This window comes from Ruegeria sp. BC5 (assembly GCF_056539205.1).
Map to the genome: position 1 here is coordinate 119,256 of NZ_JBQFUN010000010.1, position 16,543 is coordinate 135,798.

17 protein-coding genes are annotated in these 16,543 nt (G+C 52.5%); 13 read left to right on the forward strand and 4 right to left on the reverse strand.

Translation table 11 applies throughout. The features are described 5' to 3' along the window. Window positions 1–38 precede the first annotated feature (38 nt). Both ACR0LY_RS18695 and ACR0LY_RS18700 read left to right on the forward strand, forming a co-directional pair. The gene (locus tag ACR0LY_RS18695; protein ID WP_170351552.1) at window positions 39–584 is read left to right on the forward strand and encodes a MarR family winged helix-turn-helix transcriptional regulator; all 546 of its coding nucleotides are present in this window, start codon (window positions 39–41) and stop codon (window positions 582–584) included. After that, window positions 581–1,279, forward strand: a complete 699-nt coding sequence (locus ACR0LY_RS18700) for an MOSC domain-containing protein (protein WP_170351550.1) — start codon at window positions 581–583, stop codon at window positions 1,277–1,279. Before ACR0LY_RS18695 ends, ACR0LY_RS18700 begins: the two co-directional genes overlap by 4 nt. Window positions 1,280–1,742: 463 nt before the next feature. On the opposite strand, the gene ACR0LY_RS18705 is transcribed toward ACR0LY_RS18700, so the two are convergent. Next, window positions 1,743–2,744, reverse strand: coding sequence for a helix-turn-helix domain-containing protein (locus ACR0LY_RS18705; RefSeq protein ID WP_170351548.1), 1,002 nt, complete (start codon window positions 2,742–2,744; stop codon window positions 1,743–1,745). A gap of 124 nt (window positions 2,745–2,868) precedes the next feature. On the opposite strand from ACR0LY_RS18705, the gene ACR0LY_RS18710 reads away from it, so the two are divergent. The 9 genes from ACR0LY_RS18710 to ACR0LY_RS18750 all read left to right on the forward strand — a co-directional run bounded on the left by ACR0LY_RS18710 (window position 2,869) and on the right by ACR0LY_RS18750 (window position 11,458). Beyond that, window positions 2,869–4,281 (forward strand): metal-dependent hydrolase family protein, encoded by a 1,413-nt coding sequence (locus tag ACR0LY_RS18710; protein WP_480641238.1) that lies wholly within the window; start codon window positions 2,869–2,871, stop codon window positions 4,279–4,281. An 86-nt stretch (window positions 4,282–4,367) separates the two neighbouring features. Beyond that, window positions 4,368–4,922: a DUF3299 domain-containing protein gene (locus tag ACR0LY_RS18715; RefSeq protein ID WP_480567448.1), complete on the forward strand. Its 555-nt coding sequence runs from the start codon at window positions 4,368–4,370 to the stop codon at window positions 4,920–4,922. A gap of 6 nt (window positions 4,923–4,928) precedes the next feature. Further along, complete coding sequence (locus tag ACR0LY_RS18720) at window positions 4,929–5,072, forward strand: hypothetical protein (protein ID WP_480567450.1); 144 nt, start codon at window positions 4,929–4,931, stop codon at window positions 5,070–5,072. Beyond that, entirely contained in the window at window positions 5,069–6,247 is a 1,179-nt protein-coding gene (locus tag ACR0LY_RS18725; RefSeq protein WP_170351542.1) for a carbohydrate porin, read from the forward strand. The genes ACR0LY_RS18720 and ACR0LY_RS18725 overlap by 4 nt, the downstream gene beginning before the upstream one ends. A gap of 48 nt (window positions 6,248–6,295) precedes the next feature. Continuing rightward, window positions 6,296–7,537 (forward strand): membrane dipeptidase, encoded by a 1,242-nt coding sequence (locus ACR0LY_RS18730; RefSeq protein WP_170351540.1) that lies wholly within the window; start codon window positions 6,296–6,298, stop codon window positions 7,535–7,537. 277 nt (window positions 7,538–7,814) lie between these two features. Next, complete coding sequence (locus tag ACR0LY_RS18735) at window positions 7,815–8,141, forward strand: potassium channel family protein (RefSeq protein WP_226689145.1); 327 nt, start codon at window positions 7,815–7,817, stop codon at window positions 8,139–8,141. A gap of 176 nt (window positions 8,142–8,317) precedes the next feature. Continuing rightward, window positions 8,318–9,397, forward strand: coding sequence for an AI-2E family transporter (locus ACR0LY_RS18740; protein ID WP_170351538.1), 1,080 nt, complete (start codon window positions 8,318–8,320; stop codon window positions 9,395–9,397). After that, a complete protein-coding gene (locus tag ACR0LY_RS18745) occupies window positions 9,394–10,458 on the forward strand; it encodes an HlyD family secretion protein (protein WP_170351536.1) in 1,065 nt (354 codons plus the stop codon). The genes ACR0LY_RS18740 and ACR0LY_RS18745 overlap by 4 nt, the downstream gene beginning before the upstream one ends. Beyond that, window positions 10,448–11,458 (forward strand): DUF2955 domain-containing protein, encoded by a 1,011-nt coding sequence (locus ACR0LY_RS18750; protein ID WP_170351534.1) that lies wholly within the window; start codon window positions 10,448–10,450, stop codon window positions 11,456–11,458. The genes ACR0LY_RS18745 and ACR0LY_RS18750 overlap by 11 nt, the downstream gene beginning before the upstream one ends. Window positions 11,459–11,840: 382 nt before the next feature. Here ACR0LY_RS18750 and ACR0LY_RS18755 read toward each other — a convergent pair whose 3' ends face one another. Continuing rightward, a complete protein-coding gene (locus ACR0LY_RS18755) occupies window positions 11,841–12,740 on the reverse strand; it encodes a LysR family transcriptional regulator (protein WP_170351532.1) in 900 nt (299 codons plus the stop codon). 96 nt (window positions 12,741–12,836) lie between these two features. Here ACR0LY_RS18755 and ACR0LY_RS18760 point away from each other — a divergent pair, with 96 nt between their 5' ends. Next, a complete protein-coding gene (locus ACR0LY_RS18760) occupies window positions 12,837–13,691 on the forward strand; it encodes an MBL fold metallo-hydrolase (RefSeq protein ID WP_170351529.1) in 855 nt (284 codons plus the stop codon). Between the two features lie 66 nt (window positions 13,692–13,757). Beyond that, a complete protein-coding gene (locus ACR0LY_RS18765) occupies window positions 13,758–14,219 on the forward strand; it encodes a cupin domain-containing protein (protein ID WP_170351527.1) in 462 nt (153 codons plus the stop codon). Between the two features lie 310 nt (window positions 14,220–14,529). On the opposite strand, the gene cutA is transcribed toward ACR0LY_RS18765, so the two are convergent. Beyond that, the gene (gene cutA / locus ACR0LY_RS18770) at window positions 14,530–14,847 is read right to left on the reverse strand and encodes a divalent-cation tolerance protein CutA (RefSeq protein ID WP_170351526.1); all 318 of its coding nucleotides are present in this window, start codon (window positions 14,845–14,847) and stop codon (window positions 14,530–14,532) included. A 696-nt stretch (window positions 14,848–15,543) separates the two neighbouring features. Beyond that, window positions 15,544–16,530, reverse strand: coding sequence for a type II secretion system F family protein (locus ACR0LY_RS18775; RefSeq protein WP_170351524.1), 987 nt, complete (start codon window positions 16,528–16,530; stop codon window positions 15,544–15,546). Window positions 16,531–16,543 lie beyond the last annotated feature (13 nt).

Consider the following 16,543-nt stretch of genomic DNA (forward strand, 5'->3'; position numbering starts at 1 on the left):
CATTGCAACTATAATTTCGAGTCGCTACTAAAAGTGTTATGAACACAGATCATCGCATACGCACACTGATCAACCGTCTGGCCCGGATTGATGCCTCCGAAGGATGGGCGGGAGATCTGAACCCGACTCAGAGGATGGCGCTCGAGTACCTCGCTGAGGCGAACATGTTCTCGCGCTCGCCGTCGCATGTCGCAGAGTACATCGGTACAACCCGTGGAACGATGTCACAGACGCTCAAGGCTTTGGCGCGCAAAGGCTATGTAGAAGAGCACCGCAAAGAACACGATCAGCGGTCGATTTCCTACGAACTCACAAAAGAAGGGGCCGAGATCGTACGTCAGCCAAATCCTGTTGCTCAGGCAATTGGAGATATGCCCTTAGAAAACCAAGCCATGCTTGAGCAGGGGCTGATGCAAGGCCTCAGTCTGGCTTTGGCCGTAAATGGAGGCCGATCCTTCGGACAATGCAAATCCTGCGCCCATCATGATGTCACGACAGAAAACGGTTTTTGCAAATTGTTGGGTGTTTCATTGGAACCCGGCGAAAAAGACAAAATCTGTATTGAGCACGAGGAGGCCAGATGAACCTTCTTGATGTGTCAGCACGCATCGACGGCATTTTTTTTGGAGCGGCCAGAGATCGCTGGGAAGGCAAACCGCCTTCGGCCATTCAGAAAGATCGGGTGGACGGCCGGCAGGTTGTTACCTCGCTCGGTTTTGCAGGCGATGCGCAGGCGGATTTGACCGTACACGGTGGTAAAGACAAAGCCATCCATCATTATGCACTTGATCACTATTCAGCCTGGCAAGCAGAGGGCCTAATGGCACCCGGCACAATACCAGCGGCGTTTGGCGAGAACATTTCAACAACGGGGCTGACCGAGGAAAACCTCTGCATCGGGGACATCCTGTCACTCGGGACGGCGGTAGTTCAAATTAGTCAGGGGCGGCAGCCATGCTGGAAACTTGGGCTACATACGGGGCGCAAGGAAATGCCTTACCAGTTTCAGAAGACGGGTCGAACTGGATGGTACTATCGTGTACTCGAACCTGGCGAAGTTGGCGCCGGTGATCGGATCACCTTGTCTGAAAGGCCAAATCCCAATTGGTCTGTATTGGCTGTTACACGCGCACGGTTGACTCGTCGCATTCTGCCGGAAGATGCCGAGGCTTTGTCTCAGATGGAAGAACTTGCTGAAGGTTGGCGACAAGCTTTTAGGCGAATGGCTGAAGGAATTGCTACGGAGGATACATCGGCAAGGCTTGGAGGCACCGGATAAGACACCCAACGCGCGTTCAGTCGTGATGAAATTTCCTCGAACTTAGTAACCTTCTCAACTCCATGATGGTTAAATCCGCGTTTGTCAGTCGCTGGGTGGGGCAGGTAAAAAATGAGACATCAACTCCAGCACCGATGAAATGCCACTAACCGCTTTGGGCCAGAAATGCTTGACGTTTGGGGCAAAATTGAATGACGTGATTTGAGCATTTCTTGAGGTTTTGACTGTCGATTGAGTCAAATATCACTGACGTTCCACATCTCCTGTTGAACGTCACGCGAACCTGACCCAACCGTCACAGTTGGACCAGAAACTAGGTGAACGTTCGACATCAGAAGGTGCCCCCAACGTTGGACATCAGTTGAATTTGACCTTTGCGTTATCAACTAACACGCTGCCTCCATTTCATACTCCCGCAGACAGTTTGGTTTGATCTGACTTCCCTTTCGGAAAATCAGAGCCGCTACTTTTTCCGGAAAGCAGTCGGTGTCATTCCGGTCTGGCCTCGAAAAAAGCGAGTGAAGTGGGACTTGTCGGAATAACCGAGCATCAAACCAATCTCCGAAATTGTCATCTGGCCTTCTTTGAGGTGCTCCTTGGCGACATCGACACGCAGCCGTTTGACTTCGCGTGGGAGCGTTGTGCCTTGCCGCTGAAGCGCTTTCAAAAACCGTTCCGGCTGTATTCCCAGTAGTCCCGCCATCGCCTCCGGCCCCAAATCGGTTTCATCCAGTTTGTCGCGTAATACAGATCGCAAAGCGGCTACCACTGTTACTTCTTCATCTTGTCGCTGTGAGGCGATGGGCTTGGCAGGGCCCTCAGAGACATGGTGCAAAAACAACCATTCCACAGGAAAACTAATTTGCATTCCGGGATCGGTCCCAAGGCCAACCTCGATCCCTTTGTAGTTGATAGGCAGACCGTTGATGTATCTGCTTTCCCATCGTACACGGGAAGAATCCCAGGCATCTCCGACGACGGTCTGAAATAGGCGTACATAGATTGCCGCACCAAATCCGGTCACCTGAATGGGTGGGACAGTAGGCTCTTGTTGCCTCTCGATACGATAAGTCGCTTTGTCCGCTTCAACGACAAGGCTGTGCCGCACAGAATTGGACTCCTGCGGTACAAGTCCGACGAAACGGGTAAAGAACTCGAACAGCGTCTCGGTCGATTGGAGGGCCTGAGCGAATGGAGGCCACTGATGCAAGTCAAACGTCTCTCCGACATTCAGGCCAAGATATCGATCCCCTGACACTTCTGAGAAGGAATTCAGCAATCCATAGACCAACTCAGAGTGAACGAACACGGATGGGTCAGACAACAGTTCGGCTTTCAAGCCGACCTGATCCAGTGCTGGTTGCGGATTGATCTTACGTTCGGTGAGATATTGCAGGAACGGAGCAGCTAAGGAGAGGCGAATAAAGCCTTCGCTATGCTCTTGAGAGGTGGAGTTGAAAGGCAAGCTCGTCACCCTCGTTTGGACTAGATTTACAATATGGCCATTTTTGCAGTCACATTCGAACATCCTAATGCGAAACTGGCAACCGAGGCAAAGGTTTCCGGGCTACAGTTGGCAAAACATGAATATGAAGGGAGTGCTTATGTCCGGTCTACGAATGTCGCTTTGCTCGACGGCAATTGTCGCTGCAGGACTTTGTTTTTCAGCGTCCGCGCAGGCTCAGGATCAAGAAGAACTCCAGACGCTGTTTACTAACGTGCATATCTTCGATGGCGTGAATGAACAGCGTATCGAGAATGCCAGCGTATTGGTCGAGGGCAACCTGATTACGTCTGTATCAACTGAAGCGATTGACGCCCCTAATGCTACGGTTATTGACGGAGAAGGGAGAACACTGACCCCCGGCTTTATTGAAAATCATGCACACCTGATGCTGCCCGGACCCACGTTGCCCGCAATGGAAGCCAACAGCACTTGGGAAGACCTCGCGATTCACGGCACTCAAATGGCTGAGATGTACTTAATGCAAGGCTTTACCACTGTAAGAGATGCAGGTGGCGCTAATGGAGGTCTTCGTCGCGCGATCGACAGCGGGACCATTGCCGGGCCGCGTTTCTACCCTGCGGCTGCTTTTCTAAGTACACGTGGTGGCCATGCTGATTTCGCCAACTTTACGGCGCCTGTTGGCCAGTCTTCAAACTTCAGCCGTCTGAATATGGCCCAAGAAGTCGACAGTGTCTCCGAAATGTACAAGTTTGCTCGCAACAACTTCCGGATGGGAGCAACACAACTGAAGTACATGCAATCAGGCGGTGTAGTTTCAGTGTTTGACCCGTGGCAGTTGTTGGCTGGATCGACGGCAGAATTAGAAGCGGCCGTGCAGGTTGCAAACGAATACGAAAGCTACGTCATGGCCCATTCCTACCGCAAGGAAACGATCATGGCGGCACTGAATGCTGGTGTGCGATCAATTGAACACGGGTTCATGTTTGATTGTGAAATATCAGCGCTGATGGAAGAGAAAGGAGCCTACATCACAACCAATCTCACAGCATTTGATCCAAATCTCTTTGATATTCCTGCCATTCGAGATGTCCCAGCCAGCTTACGAAAGGCACAGTCCGCTACGCAGGCTTTTGGCGACTACATAAAAAACATGAATGAGTGCCCAGCCAAAAGAGGGTTTCACACGGATTGCGTAGGTTCTGTAGCGGCCTGCAATATTCAAATTGCGTATGAAAAACATCTCAATAATGAGTTCTTTGGCTCCCACGCTTCATTGGTCGCAATGACGTCCACCGGCGGTGAAATCGCCGCTTTGTCGGGGCCGTTTATGAACCCCTATCCCGAAGGCAAATTGGGCGTGATTGAGGAGGGGGCCTATGCAGACATTCTGCTCATTGACGGCAACCCGCTTGAAGACTTCTCGGTTGTTGGCACGGGTAATCAGTGGTTCGGTGCCGATCCGAGGCCTGAAAGCCCAGATACGATCCGCCTGATCATGAAGGACGGCGTCATCTACAAAAACACACTGGATTGACCTGTCTAAACAGCCGGAGAAAATTTATGCACCATTGGTTTCGCTCCTTAGTATTTGCAGGGTTGGTTTGGTGTGGTCATCCTGTCATGGCGACGCCAGGAACCGCGTTGGACTGGTCTGACCTACCTGACCCGTCCGCGCAGGTCTTTGAAGACCCCTATCGAGATCTCAGCCCCGAACAATTCGACGATGTCCTCTACGTCGTACGACTGCGCGGCAGGCTGCAGCAGGATGGCGGCAGCGAAGAAGAGCGGCAGAAGTGGCAAATGCTTTTGACCGAGACTGAGGATGCCTTGGCAACTGATGGAATTGATGTCGACTGGCTGCTCGATCAGCGCGAAGTTGTGATGGAACGTCGAAGAAAGGCTGGAACGAACGGAAATCCACAATTCGATGGTCAGACAATCACACTGGCGGGCTTTGCCATTCCTGCTCCGAATGATTCGGATGGTCGGCCTGTCGCATATTTGGTGCCAGAACGAGGGATGTGCAGTCACATGCCTCCACCTCCGCCCAACCAGATGATCCGTGTGCGGTTGAACGGGGGCTGGGCACCCAGCTATTTCCATGAACCCGTTCGGCTGACAGGCACGCTAACGATCGATCCGTCTGTTCAGAATATGATGGTTGTGGATGGCTAGATGCCCATGAGCGCGACTTTCCAGGTGGAAGCAGAAAGTGTCGAAACTCTGGAAACCAAGGCAGATAGGCTGGAATGGAAGCAGCGTGCCGCTGATCGCATCCGCGCGGCGGGCAATCGCAAGACCGGCGGGGCAAAGGCATCTGAATGATAAGACTTCTGGTTGCCGCATTGAGCATTGCCTTCGCTGGCACAGCGTCGGCTCAGGGACTATCCGGGCCATCTTCGGTCGAAGCTGATCTAGAGCCCGGAGATGGGCTAACCGACCTACAATATCGTTCCGATTTTCCGCGTAATATCGCACCGGGTTGGTTTCAATGGAAAGACCGACTGGCTGTGGGTGGGTTTCGCTTCAACATTGATTACTTGGCATTGGGCCAATCCACAAATGCTGATCTGGGAACCGGCGAAGCGGCCAGCGGAATTGCGCGTTTCTACGGTAGTTGGCAGGCAACTGAACGCGGCTCTCTGACATTCAAGATCGAAGACCGGCACAGTTACACGGACGTTGCTCCGCAGTTTCTCGGTCTGGATGGCGGAGCCCTTTCAATCACGGGAACGGCCTTCAACGATAATGGTCTGCTGCTGACCAACCTTTTCTGGACCCAAAGGGCCGAGAACGGTTCGTGGACGCTGCAAGTTGGCCAGATTGATGTAACGGACTTTGTGGATATCTATGGGTTGGTCAGCCCCTACATTGGTTTCCAAAACCTGTCTTTCAATACCAATCCGACTATTAACACACCCAATCAAGGCCTTGGCATTGCCGGTGGGGTAAAGCTGAGCGAAAACTTCTACGCTGTTGCCAGCGTCTCAGACGCAAACGCCGACCCGTCTGATCCAAACTTTGATGTGTTTAGCGACGGCAATCTCTTCAAATCACTCGAATTTGGTTACACCTCCGGCTTTGATCGCATCTACTTCGACAACATCCATTTGACCCTCTGGCATGCGGATGCGGCTGACGATGGCAGTCGAGCGGAGGATTACGGCGCTGCGTTCTCTGCCGCATGGTTTGTTGACAATAAGTGGATGCCGTTCTTTCGGGCTGGGGCCTCAAAGGGTACCGCAGCGCTTTATGACCGGTCCGTCTCAGCAGGTCTGGGCTACTATGGTCGCAACACCGATTTGGCCGGGCTGGGCCTGAATTGGGCCGAGGCAAGAGGCATAGACGGTGACCAGTTCACGCTCGAAGCATTCTACCGGTTTTCAATCTCGCCCGGACTGCAGATCACGCCATCGCTGCAGTTCATTTCTGACCCGCTACTGAACCCCAATCAGGATAGCATTACGCTGTTCGGTCTAAGAACCCGGATCGTTTTCTGAGGGGTTCGAATGCGGCGGTAAAAACAATGCAGTTAATGAGGTACTGTCATGAAGACCATGTTGGCCGTAAGCGCTATCGCGATCACTCTAGGTTGCGCACTACACGCGAGCGAGGAAAGCAAGACTTGGGATGCATCAGAAGAGGCGAAGCAATTCGTACAAGACACCATCGTACTCGGCATGTTGGCCAGCCCCTACGGCACTGGTTGGACCGACTACGACCAGCTTCATACTTACTTCGCGCGCGCTCGGGACAACGGCATTACGGGACACGAGATGACGCTGGCTGCTGCGGATATGTCGTTTGAAACCCTGCTAGAGCAGCACTATCACTTTCGCTCAGCCATGGCGCAGCAACCGGAAAACTACCTGATCGTCAATGAAACCCGAGATATCGAAGCCGCCCATATACAAGGCAAGACGGCCGTCATCTGGAACAGCCAAACCGCCACAATCCTGAACGGCGATCTTAAGAAAATGGCATTGCTAAAGGATATGGGGATCAAAAGTATGATCCTTGCTTACAATGACATTTTCCGAACCGGATCGGGGCAGTTGGCGGCCTATAACGGGCGCGACATTGGTCTGACACCTTGGGGGAAGTCGGTCATCGATGAAATGGTGCGGTTCGGTATCTTGCTTGACCTAAGCCACACGGGTTCAAAAACGGCCAACGACGCCATGGACTATATGGATGAAAACTATCCCGGCGTGCCATATGTCTATACGCACTCTGTCCCAGCTGGGCTTTATGCGAACGAACCCAATGCCACGACACGCGGTTGTTATCGGGCCATTCCCGACGACGAGGCGCTGCGTGCGGCCAAATCGGGCGGCTATATTTCTCCGACCTTCACCGAATGGATGATGGACGGTGTTTGGCCTGAGGATATCTCACCCGAGCAAGCTGCTGATATGATCGACTACTATGTCCAACTTGTGGGGGTCGACCATGTTGGGATTGCAACGGACGACATGTTCTCGACTGAACTAGTCGTACAGTTCGCAACTGCAAACGCGAGCATGTACGACGACGGCGGCTACATGATCGACGCGTTCAACAAAGGAGCCACCGGTAACGGCGAACTTGCCAAAATCCTTGCGGCGATTACCGATGACCTTTGGGCGAAGGGTTATTCCAATGAGGACCTTGCGAAGATTTATGGCGGTAACAAGATGCGAGTTTATGCGCAAGTTTGGGAGGGCAAACCACCCGAACTATTCCTGAAAGAGTACCCGGAGCGTCTGCGCCTAAGGCAAGAACTTCGTGATGGGTTCTATTCGCGTTAGAGACGTAAGACCTAGCAGCAAGATACTTGGCGCGTAGGCGAACAGCTCGATTGCTAGCTTGCAAAATAGAACCTCCACGGCTGTTCATGCTTCCAAATCACTCGAATGAAGGGATCCGCTGATCTGTACCTGTCGAACCATCGCGCGCAGAATAGCATCGGTGAATCTGGGACTCTGGTTGAGAGTTCTTATCGGGCAGCTTTCAGTAAATCAGCATTGTTCCTTCCGTAAATCCTCAACTCTGGTACAAATGCAATTATTCGAAGATGAGGGTGCAATGAATTCACTGACCAGAATAACACGAGGAATTGGCGTCGCTTTCAAGGACGGTAGAGTGAAAGGCATTCTTGCCTTCACAGTTGGAATGATTTTATGGGCCTCGGTCTTTTACCACTTTGTCGAAGGTTGGAGTTGGCTCGACTCAATCTACTTTTCTGTCGTGACAATTTCGACCGTGGGGTTTGGTGACTTCTCACCTGAAACTGCGGCAGGGAAGATCTTCACAATGGTATACATCATCGTGGGTCTCGGTGTCTTCGTGACCGCGGCGACGACAGTGGCAGATACAATCTTGTCCCAAGACGACACAAAAGCGGACAAGTAGATTATCCCAATTTGGCCAAATCGAGTTCACGCCCAGGCATTGGTTTGACTGGGCACCTCAAGCTGTGGCCCGGATTCATTCGACTCTTCAAGCTGATAGATGATCACCAAAATTCAAAAAAATATACATATTATGTTTTTTGAGTGTAACATTCGAAAAACACATGGAGGGATGGAATGGAAAAGACACAGGACGCAAAGATTGTCGATCTGGCAATACGATTGCTCTTTCTCGGACTATTCCTCTACAGCGCCCTAGTCATGGTGGCCCCGCTTGCGAGCGTGGTTATCTGGGCAACGATCCTCTGTGTGGCGCTTTACCCGGCATTTGACTGGCTTCAGTCCAAGCTGGGAGGGCGGAAAAAACTTGCCACGACGATCTTGGTTTTGTTGGGCCTTGTTCTGACCCTCGGGCCAGTCGCTACGGCGGTGTCTGGTGCCGCAGAACTTGGGTCTGAATTCGCGGAACAAGCAGACAAAGGTGAGTTGAAAGTCCCACCTGCGCCCGAGGGTCTCAAGGAGTTGCCCTTGGTGGGAAACAAAATAGCCGATGTCTGGGGAATGTTTGAGCGCAATCTTGACGGCGCGCTTGCAAAATACGGCACGCAAATCCTTGAGATCACCAAATCGCTCTTCGGTAAGGTGCTGAGCATCGGAATCGGGCTGCTTGGCTTAGCTCTGTCCGTGTTGATTATGGGGGCATTGTTCAGCCCTGGGCCAAATTTGGTCCAAGGTCTTCAGCGCTTTGCCAACCGTGTCTTTGCACCGCGCGGTGGTGAATTCGTGACACTCGCGGGCGCAACGATCCGGAACGTTACAAAAGGCGTGATTGGCGTAGCAGCCATTCAGGCGGTTTTCGTTTGGATACTGTTGGCATTGTTTGGGATTTCTTCGGCCGCCACGCTGGCATTTATCTGCCTGATACTCTCGATTATCCAAATCGGGCCCGGATTGGTTCTTATACCGGTTATTATCTATGCATGGAGTTCCATGTCCGGCGGAATAGCTTTGATCTTCACCATATTGGCCGTTCCAGTCATGATAATGGACAGTTTCCTAAGACCCGTGTTCATCTCAAAAGGCCTTGAGACTCCCATGTTGGTCATCCTCATCGGTGTTCTCGGAGGTATGATGGCGTACGGTTTGATCGGCGTCTTTATGGGGCCGGTGCTCTTTGCTGTGTTCTATGAGCTGTTCAAGGTTTGGATTGATACCTCGCCCGAAGCCGAGGCCGCTGCAGAAGGTGCCGCGAAATGAGGAAGACGATATGGACAACCCTGGCTGTCATTCTGATTTTTCTTGTCTGGTATCTGGTCGCTGATCGAAAAACGCCATTTACCGGGAACGCCAGAGTAAAAGCTGTAGCCACACAAATCGTGCCTCAGGTGACCGGAACGGTAACGGAAGTTTTGGTAGAAAACGGACAGGTTGTTTCGGCAGGTGATGTTCTGGTTCGAATAGATTCCAGGCCCTACGAAATCGAGCGTTCAAAGGCGGAAGCTGATCTTGAAGCGGCGACCCAAGAGGTGGGTGCGTCTTCGGCAGAGGTAAGTGCAGCACAGGCCAAACTCGCAAGGGCGCAGAGCGATCTGGATACGATGCGCATTCAAACGGAACGCGTATTTGCGCTCGAAAAGAAAGGGTTGATTGCCGTCTCAAAGGCTGATGATGCACGAGGGCAATTGGCAGAGTCTGAGGCAAACTTTGAGAACGCAAAAGCGGATCTGGAAAAAGCAAAACAGAGGCTTGGTGACGACGGGATTGAAAACCCGAAAATCCAGCGCGCGTTGGCGGCCTTGGCGGATGCAGAACTGAACCTTGAATGGACGGAACTGCGTGCTCCGGCGACAGGTGTCATCACTAATTTGCTGATAGCCCCCGGAACGTATGCGCGATCCGGCCAGGACCTGTTGACGTTTCTTGATGCAACGGACGTCTGGATCGAGGCGTATTTTACCGAGAACAACCTAGGAAGAGCTTCGATAGGGTCTCCGGTTGATGTAGTGTTGGACATGCATCCCGGTAAGATTGTTCCGGGCGTCATCGAGAGCTTTAGCGCGGCCGTTTCCCTAAGTGGCGGTGATGAGCCCGGGCAATTGGCGAGCCCGCCAAGTACCAAAGGTTTTTTGCGGGAGCCTGAAAGGTTCCCAGTCAGGATCGTTTTGCCGGGCTATGAAGCCGGAAGCACCGAAGATGATCTTCGCTTTCAGCTAAACGGGCAGGCCGATGTGATTATGTACCTAAGCGACAACTCGTTGCTGAACCTCGTAGGCCGCACCTACATCCGCTTGGTCTCAATTCTGTCCTATGCGTACTGAGGACCAGCGCTCTATCGCCCGGCTTGCTCTTGGTGTTACCGGCGTCTTTTCCTTGGGCTTGTTTCTTGGCTGGCCACTCGCCGTCGTTGGGGCGGTGTTCACCGCACTGTTTTTGCAGGCGCCAGCCGCATTGCCTCTGGCAGCATTTGCTAAGCTGTTTGTCTTTTCGATTGGATTGATGTTCACTTCGTTCCTGGTGTCGTCAATCTTCTCACCATATCCTCTTGTTTTTCTCATTCTGGTGGCCATAGGAATAATCCTGTCTTTCATGTGGTCGGTTTCCGGAGCCGGAGTTTTACCGGGCGTCATTGCCCTGATGGGTGCACTGATGATCCCGAACTTGGTTTTGCAATCACAGGATCTGGCTTTGGTGCTCGTGTATTGGATACCGTTGAACCTGCTGTTTGCGGGCTTTGTATCGACGCTGATGTTCGTGTTGATACCCGCTGAACCTCAAACGCCCGCTCAAAAGAAGGCCGCATCGTCGCCGAACTTCGACCCACATCGCCGAATCGTCAGGATGTCGCTTGTAACAGTGCCGTTTGCCTTGGCGTTTTTTGTTTCCGGCGCATCTGCACTACTGGTTCTGTTTTTTGTCGCCCTGCTGAGCCAGCAGCTTGCGGCAATGCCCGCTGCAGGCAAAACAGTTGCAAAAGCTATGCTGACGGCAAACCTTCTTGGGGCGGCAGTATCCATCATATGCTACGAAATAAACGTAATAGCTCCGGTTATTATAACCCCCATTCTGCTGTGTTTCTTCTTTTGCCTAACACTCGGAGCACTTGGAAAGTCAAAAGTACCGCTCGCCGCCGCCGCCGGTTCCGCTATTACAACAGCTCTGATTGTATATGGCGGTTCGGTTGCACCGTTTTCAGACGAGGCTGACGTCAAGAGCATCACTCGCGTATTGCAAGTTGCCAGCGCCGCTTTTTTTGTAATCATTGCATATGTCGTGGTTGATGAATTCTGGCCGGAAAAAGAGCGCCGGGCAATTCAATGAGGTTAGCTGCGATGAGGCTTGGAACCGAAACCAGCAGAGATCCTCCAGCTGTATGCGCGCCGCACAAAACCACAATGACCGCCTTGGGCTCGAAACAGACGTTCTCCGCGCGCAGGATCAATGACTGCTATCCGGCGATTTAGTAATGGTTCGTTTGATCCGCAGGGGAGCTGACCACTCAACCAGAGATCGCTTCACATAACACCCCTTCGGCGACGTTCATGGTTCGTTACGGCACCACCAATCATCCAGTGGCTGTGAGAGCCTGCCGCTCGCGCCCCCTGTCGCCGATGACCGCAACGCGGGACGGAGCCGCCGTTCGCTGCAAACATCCCAAGTTCGGCTTTGTGCAATTTAAGTCAGCACGGGGGCGCTTTTTCGGTCAGGCCAGATGTTGTTTGATCTGTTGCCGAAGGTGGTCCAGAAATAGACCAACCCGACGAGGTTGGAAGGCTTTTTCGGGGTAGACTGCAAACACCCCAACATCAGGGAACTGCCCTGTAAAATTGATTGGCTCAAGTTGGTCCGCTTCCACCAAGTCTATCGCCATGATTTCTGGAAGCAATCCGATCCCCAACCCACGCACCAGTGCTTCGCGATAAGTATTGGTGTGGTTCATGACAAGTTTCCAGGGCAGGCGCAGCTTTTGCATCCCTCTATTTGTCACGAGCGGCCAACTGTCACCGAACCGTGAAGCACCAAAGACGAGGCAGCAATGTTGGTCTAGATCGGCCACCGTTGTGGGTGTTCCATATGCGCGTAGATAAGAGGGGGACGCGAACAAACCGAGGGATGTCTGAGCCAGCTTGCTAACGATCAGACTGCTATCGTCCAGCTTGATCGCTAACCGAATGGCCAAATCCACCCTGGAGGTGACGAAGTCAGTCTGCTCATTTTCAAACACCAGATCAAACAACACCTCGGGATGAAGCGTCTGAAAGCTCTGCACCGCATCCAGCAACAGTGGCGTACCGATCCCTTCCGGAGCAGCTACGCGAATTGCTCCAGATAACAGCCCACCTTCTTGTGCAACCACGTCCTGCTCAAGTGCATCCACTTGTTCTAGGGTGGCCTTGCACCCGTGATAGTAGCGAGCTCCGGCTTCGGTCACTTCCATCGAACGTGTTGTGCGGCTGATGAGGCGCAGATCAAGCATCGTTTCCAGATCGGCCACATGTCGCCCTATAATGGCCGGACTAACATTCAAATCTTCCGCGGCTGCGGCAAAGCTTCCCAGCTCGACCACGCGAGCAAACACGGTCATTTTCTTCAGCTTGTCCATTCAATACTTTTTGTATCTTTTGAATTGTCAATGACATCAATTATTCAATATTAGGTCAATAGTATGTTGTTTCCAACGCAAAAGGAGACACATGCCATGAAGCGCATTCTGACGGCCATCGCCGCCGCTACCACCTTTACAAGCGCGGCCATTGCAGCAGGTGATGAAATGACACCGGCCATGACCAAGCTGAAGGACGGCGTCTATCAGTTCTACATGGCGCATTATTCCAGCCTGGTGGTGATCACGGATGAAGGCGTTCTGGTTATAGACCCCAATCACGAATTCCGGTCCGAGGCGATGCGCGCCGAAATTGCCAAGCTGACCGATCAACCCGTGGTCAAGGTTGTTTACTCGCACGATCACTTTGACCATTCGCGGGGCGGCCAGATTTTCAAGGACGAAGGTGCGGAGTTCATCGCCCATGAAGGGTGCGTTGAGTTGATGAGCCGCGATCTGGAAAACCGGGTGGTGCTGCCCGATGTGACCTATGCAGATGAGCATCGCATCGAACTGGGCGATAAGATCATCGACTTAAAGTACTTCGGGTCCAGCGACGGCCAGTGCCAGAGCGTGATCCACATGCCCGACGACAAGGTTTTAATGGGGGTGGATTGGCATCTTCCGCGTTTTCTGGTCTCGAACGCCCGTTTGAACACGCATGATTATGTGGGCGCTCTGAACACCCTGCGCCGTGTCAGAGCAGAGCTTGACTACGATACCGTGGTTTCAGGCCACCTGGAGCATTCATCGCCTGAGCTTCTCGCTGAAGAATTGACCTTTGTCGAAGCCCTGTACGTTGCCGTTTGGGAGGGTCTACAAAACGGCAAATCGGTCGACGAACTTAAGGATACGGTCAAACTGCCTGGTTTCGAAGATTGGCTGTTCTACAAAGAAAACCTTCCAGCCCATGTTGAACGGATGGCTTACGCCATATGGCACGGCCATTGAACCTCTGACTGGGTTGCGGGGCAGCCCGGTCGTTCCCCACAAATGAAATCAGAATTGGACCTCAACATGTCTAAGAAAACAGAAGCGACCGCCAAAAAGACCGTTGTCAGCGGTTGGCATGAAGGCCGCAAATATTTCATGGCGGATCAGGAGTACACGTCGGTTGTCGCAGGCAAAGACGATACGCAATCCGAGTATGTCTTTGGCTCAGGTGAAATAGCACCGGGCGGGTTCATTCCTGATCATTATCACAAATGGGAAGACCAGACCTTCCACATCCTTGAGGGCGACCTGGAAGTTAAAATCGGCGATGAAGTTTTTAAGGCCGGGCCTGGGGCCAGCATCCAATGCCCACGCGGCGTGTCCCACTACATGAAGAACGTCGGTGATACGACCGCCAAGATGATCAGCTACATCTTCCCCGGTGATTGGGCTGAGGAGTTTATGGCCGAAACCTCGCGCCAGAACGAGATCGGCGAAATAGATTTCGCCTTGATCGAAGAGCGCTTTGGCGTCGTCTACATCTGAACCGAAAGGAAAAACGCAATGAGACTCTTAACGCTTCTTGCCACGTTCCTCGCTTTGACCAATCTGAGTGCGGCTTTCGCTGCGGGCCCTCAAGTGACCACAAAACAACTGGCGGACAACGTCTCCCTACTGCTTAACCTACTAGCACTGAATGTCCGGTATGTATGGTTCGCGACTTGCTGCGCGAACAAGTAACCGAATTACGATCAACGCCCGGTCAGGGCTCATCTGCTTGTCCGAACTCGCCGCAGAGAAAGTCGGTAGTGAGCCCAAAGATACAGCGGTTATAGGCCGTTAGTTTGAGCTTTGCTTAGATCTCGCGCGTGCTTTCAATCATCCACTCAAGATATTCCCCGTTGGCTTGGTCAACATCAATCGAGAGAATACTGGGCGTCTCATAAGGGTGCATCCTGCGGATCGCTTCAACGACTGCGCCAAAAAGCTCCTTTCGGGTCTTCAGCAGAAGTGGGACCTCCCGCGCAGTTACGATTTTTCCCTTCCAGAGATATTTACTGCTAGTCGCAGCGTAGCGGTTCGATGAGGAAACCAAACGCTTTTCAAGAAGCTTGTCCGCGATCTGGTCAGCGACTTTCTCGGATGGGCAGTTGACCCAAATTTTGACTATCATCTGCAATCTCACAAACGCCAAACCTAAGTTCTTAGTCTAACACGGGACCATTTCGACGCCATTGTTGCTCCTACAACGTATCACCGCCATCTGCGTACCACTCAGAGAATGACCGGGTTCCTTTGGCACGCGTTGTCACCGATTGACCGGCGTGTCGCGTGATCCAGAAGTCGAAGGTTTGGCTGGTTTGCTGATCGATCAAGCTGAAGGCTGAGAAAGACAGGAGCGTGCATTTTCTGGCGACCTGCCGCTCTTGGATGCGGCTGCACGCTTGAAAATAAATGTGATATCGATCCGGCGGTTGCGGAATGGCGGCTTTCTAAATCAGGTCACGGTGCGAAACCCGGACACGCAGCACTACCGTTGCTATATAACTGCCCAAAGCCTGCAAGCGTTTGTGGCTCGTTATGTAACACTGGGTCAAATGGCAGAGCAGTTTGAATTTGCCGCGATTCATCTGGCTCGGGCGAGGGACCGAAGAAAAATCGAGACGATCCCCTGTGAGGCTGGGTTCGTTTGCGCTTAGTGGACGCCGCCTGGAATACGACCGATACCTGGTGCTTTACCCCAGCAAAATGCAGCGTTAGCAAGGTATTAGGATTAGAACTTGGCTAAAAGCAGATAACTAAAGCGTGTCATCCATTGCAGCTCAAAGAAGATTCTTTGTTCCTTCAATTCTCAGACTACACCCAACCATCACCCAAACATATTGATCCATCGGATCACCATCGGCGACAGGCAGATCAGCAGTAGAACGGGCATCATGCACATGGCCATTACGGCTGACATTTGAACTGGTAGCCGGTTGGCCTTTTCCTGAGCGCGCAGTTCGCGATCGATACGCATATCAGTGGCAAATCTGCGCAGCGAAGCGGAAATGCTGGTGCCGTATTGATTGGATTGAAGGAAGGCGTTCGCGAAAGAGCTGACCTCGTCAATGCCGACGCGTTCGGCCATGTCCATAAAGGCGGCCTGACGCTCTTTGCCAGCTTGCAGTTCCAGTTGGAGTATCGTGAACTCTTGCGAAATCTCCGGTGCCGCATGCGCCATCTCATTCGCCACTCGCACCATTGCGGCGTCAAATCCGAGCCCGGCCTCAATCGCCACCTGTAACAGGTCCAGCGCATTTGGAAGGCTGTGTTCGATGGCCTGGCGGCGCTTTCTTATACGGTGCCGCAGCCAGAGTGCTGGACCGTAGAAACCTGTTACCATCAAAGCGGTGACAATCTGTAATGCGTTCACCCAGGTGATGCTTTGCAATAGGCCAGCAATCCCAAGCTGAACTTGAGTTTCAAGCGGCAACGACAAAGCCACTACGAAAACGGCTGGAAGCACAAAACCCATCACCAAACGGAACAGATAAAATGATCGGACGGCATGTTTGCGCTGAATACCAGCCTGCTTAAGCATTCTGCCAATTCGGGAACGTTCGCGTTTCGACGAAGGCACAAATGCCTTAAGCAGTCCGTGCGGGTCGCTGTCATCCCCCTGTATGAGGTCAAAATCTGTTCCGTGCCCCCGAGAAATTGATCCGACCCGCATCCGGCGCGCGGCCGTGTCATCGGTTGCGGTCATGCCAGAGATTCCGAGGATTACAAAGAAAACACTTACGGCAATCCCACCTAGCACAAGATACTGAAGGGGAAGGTCTTGGCCGTTTAGAACATTTTGAATAAATTCCATTTTTTCGCTCCCA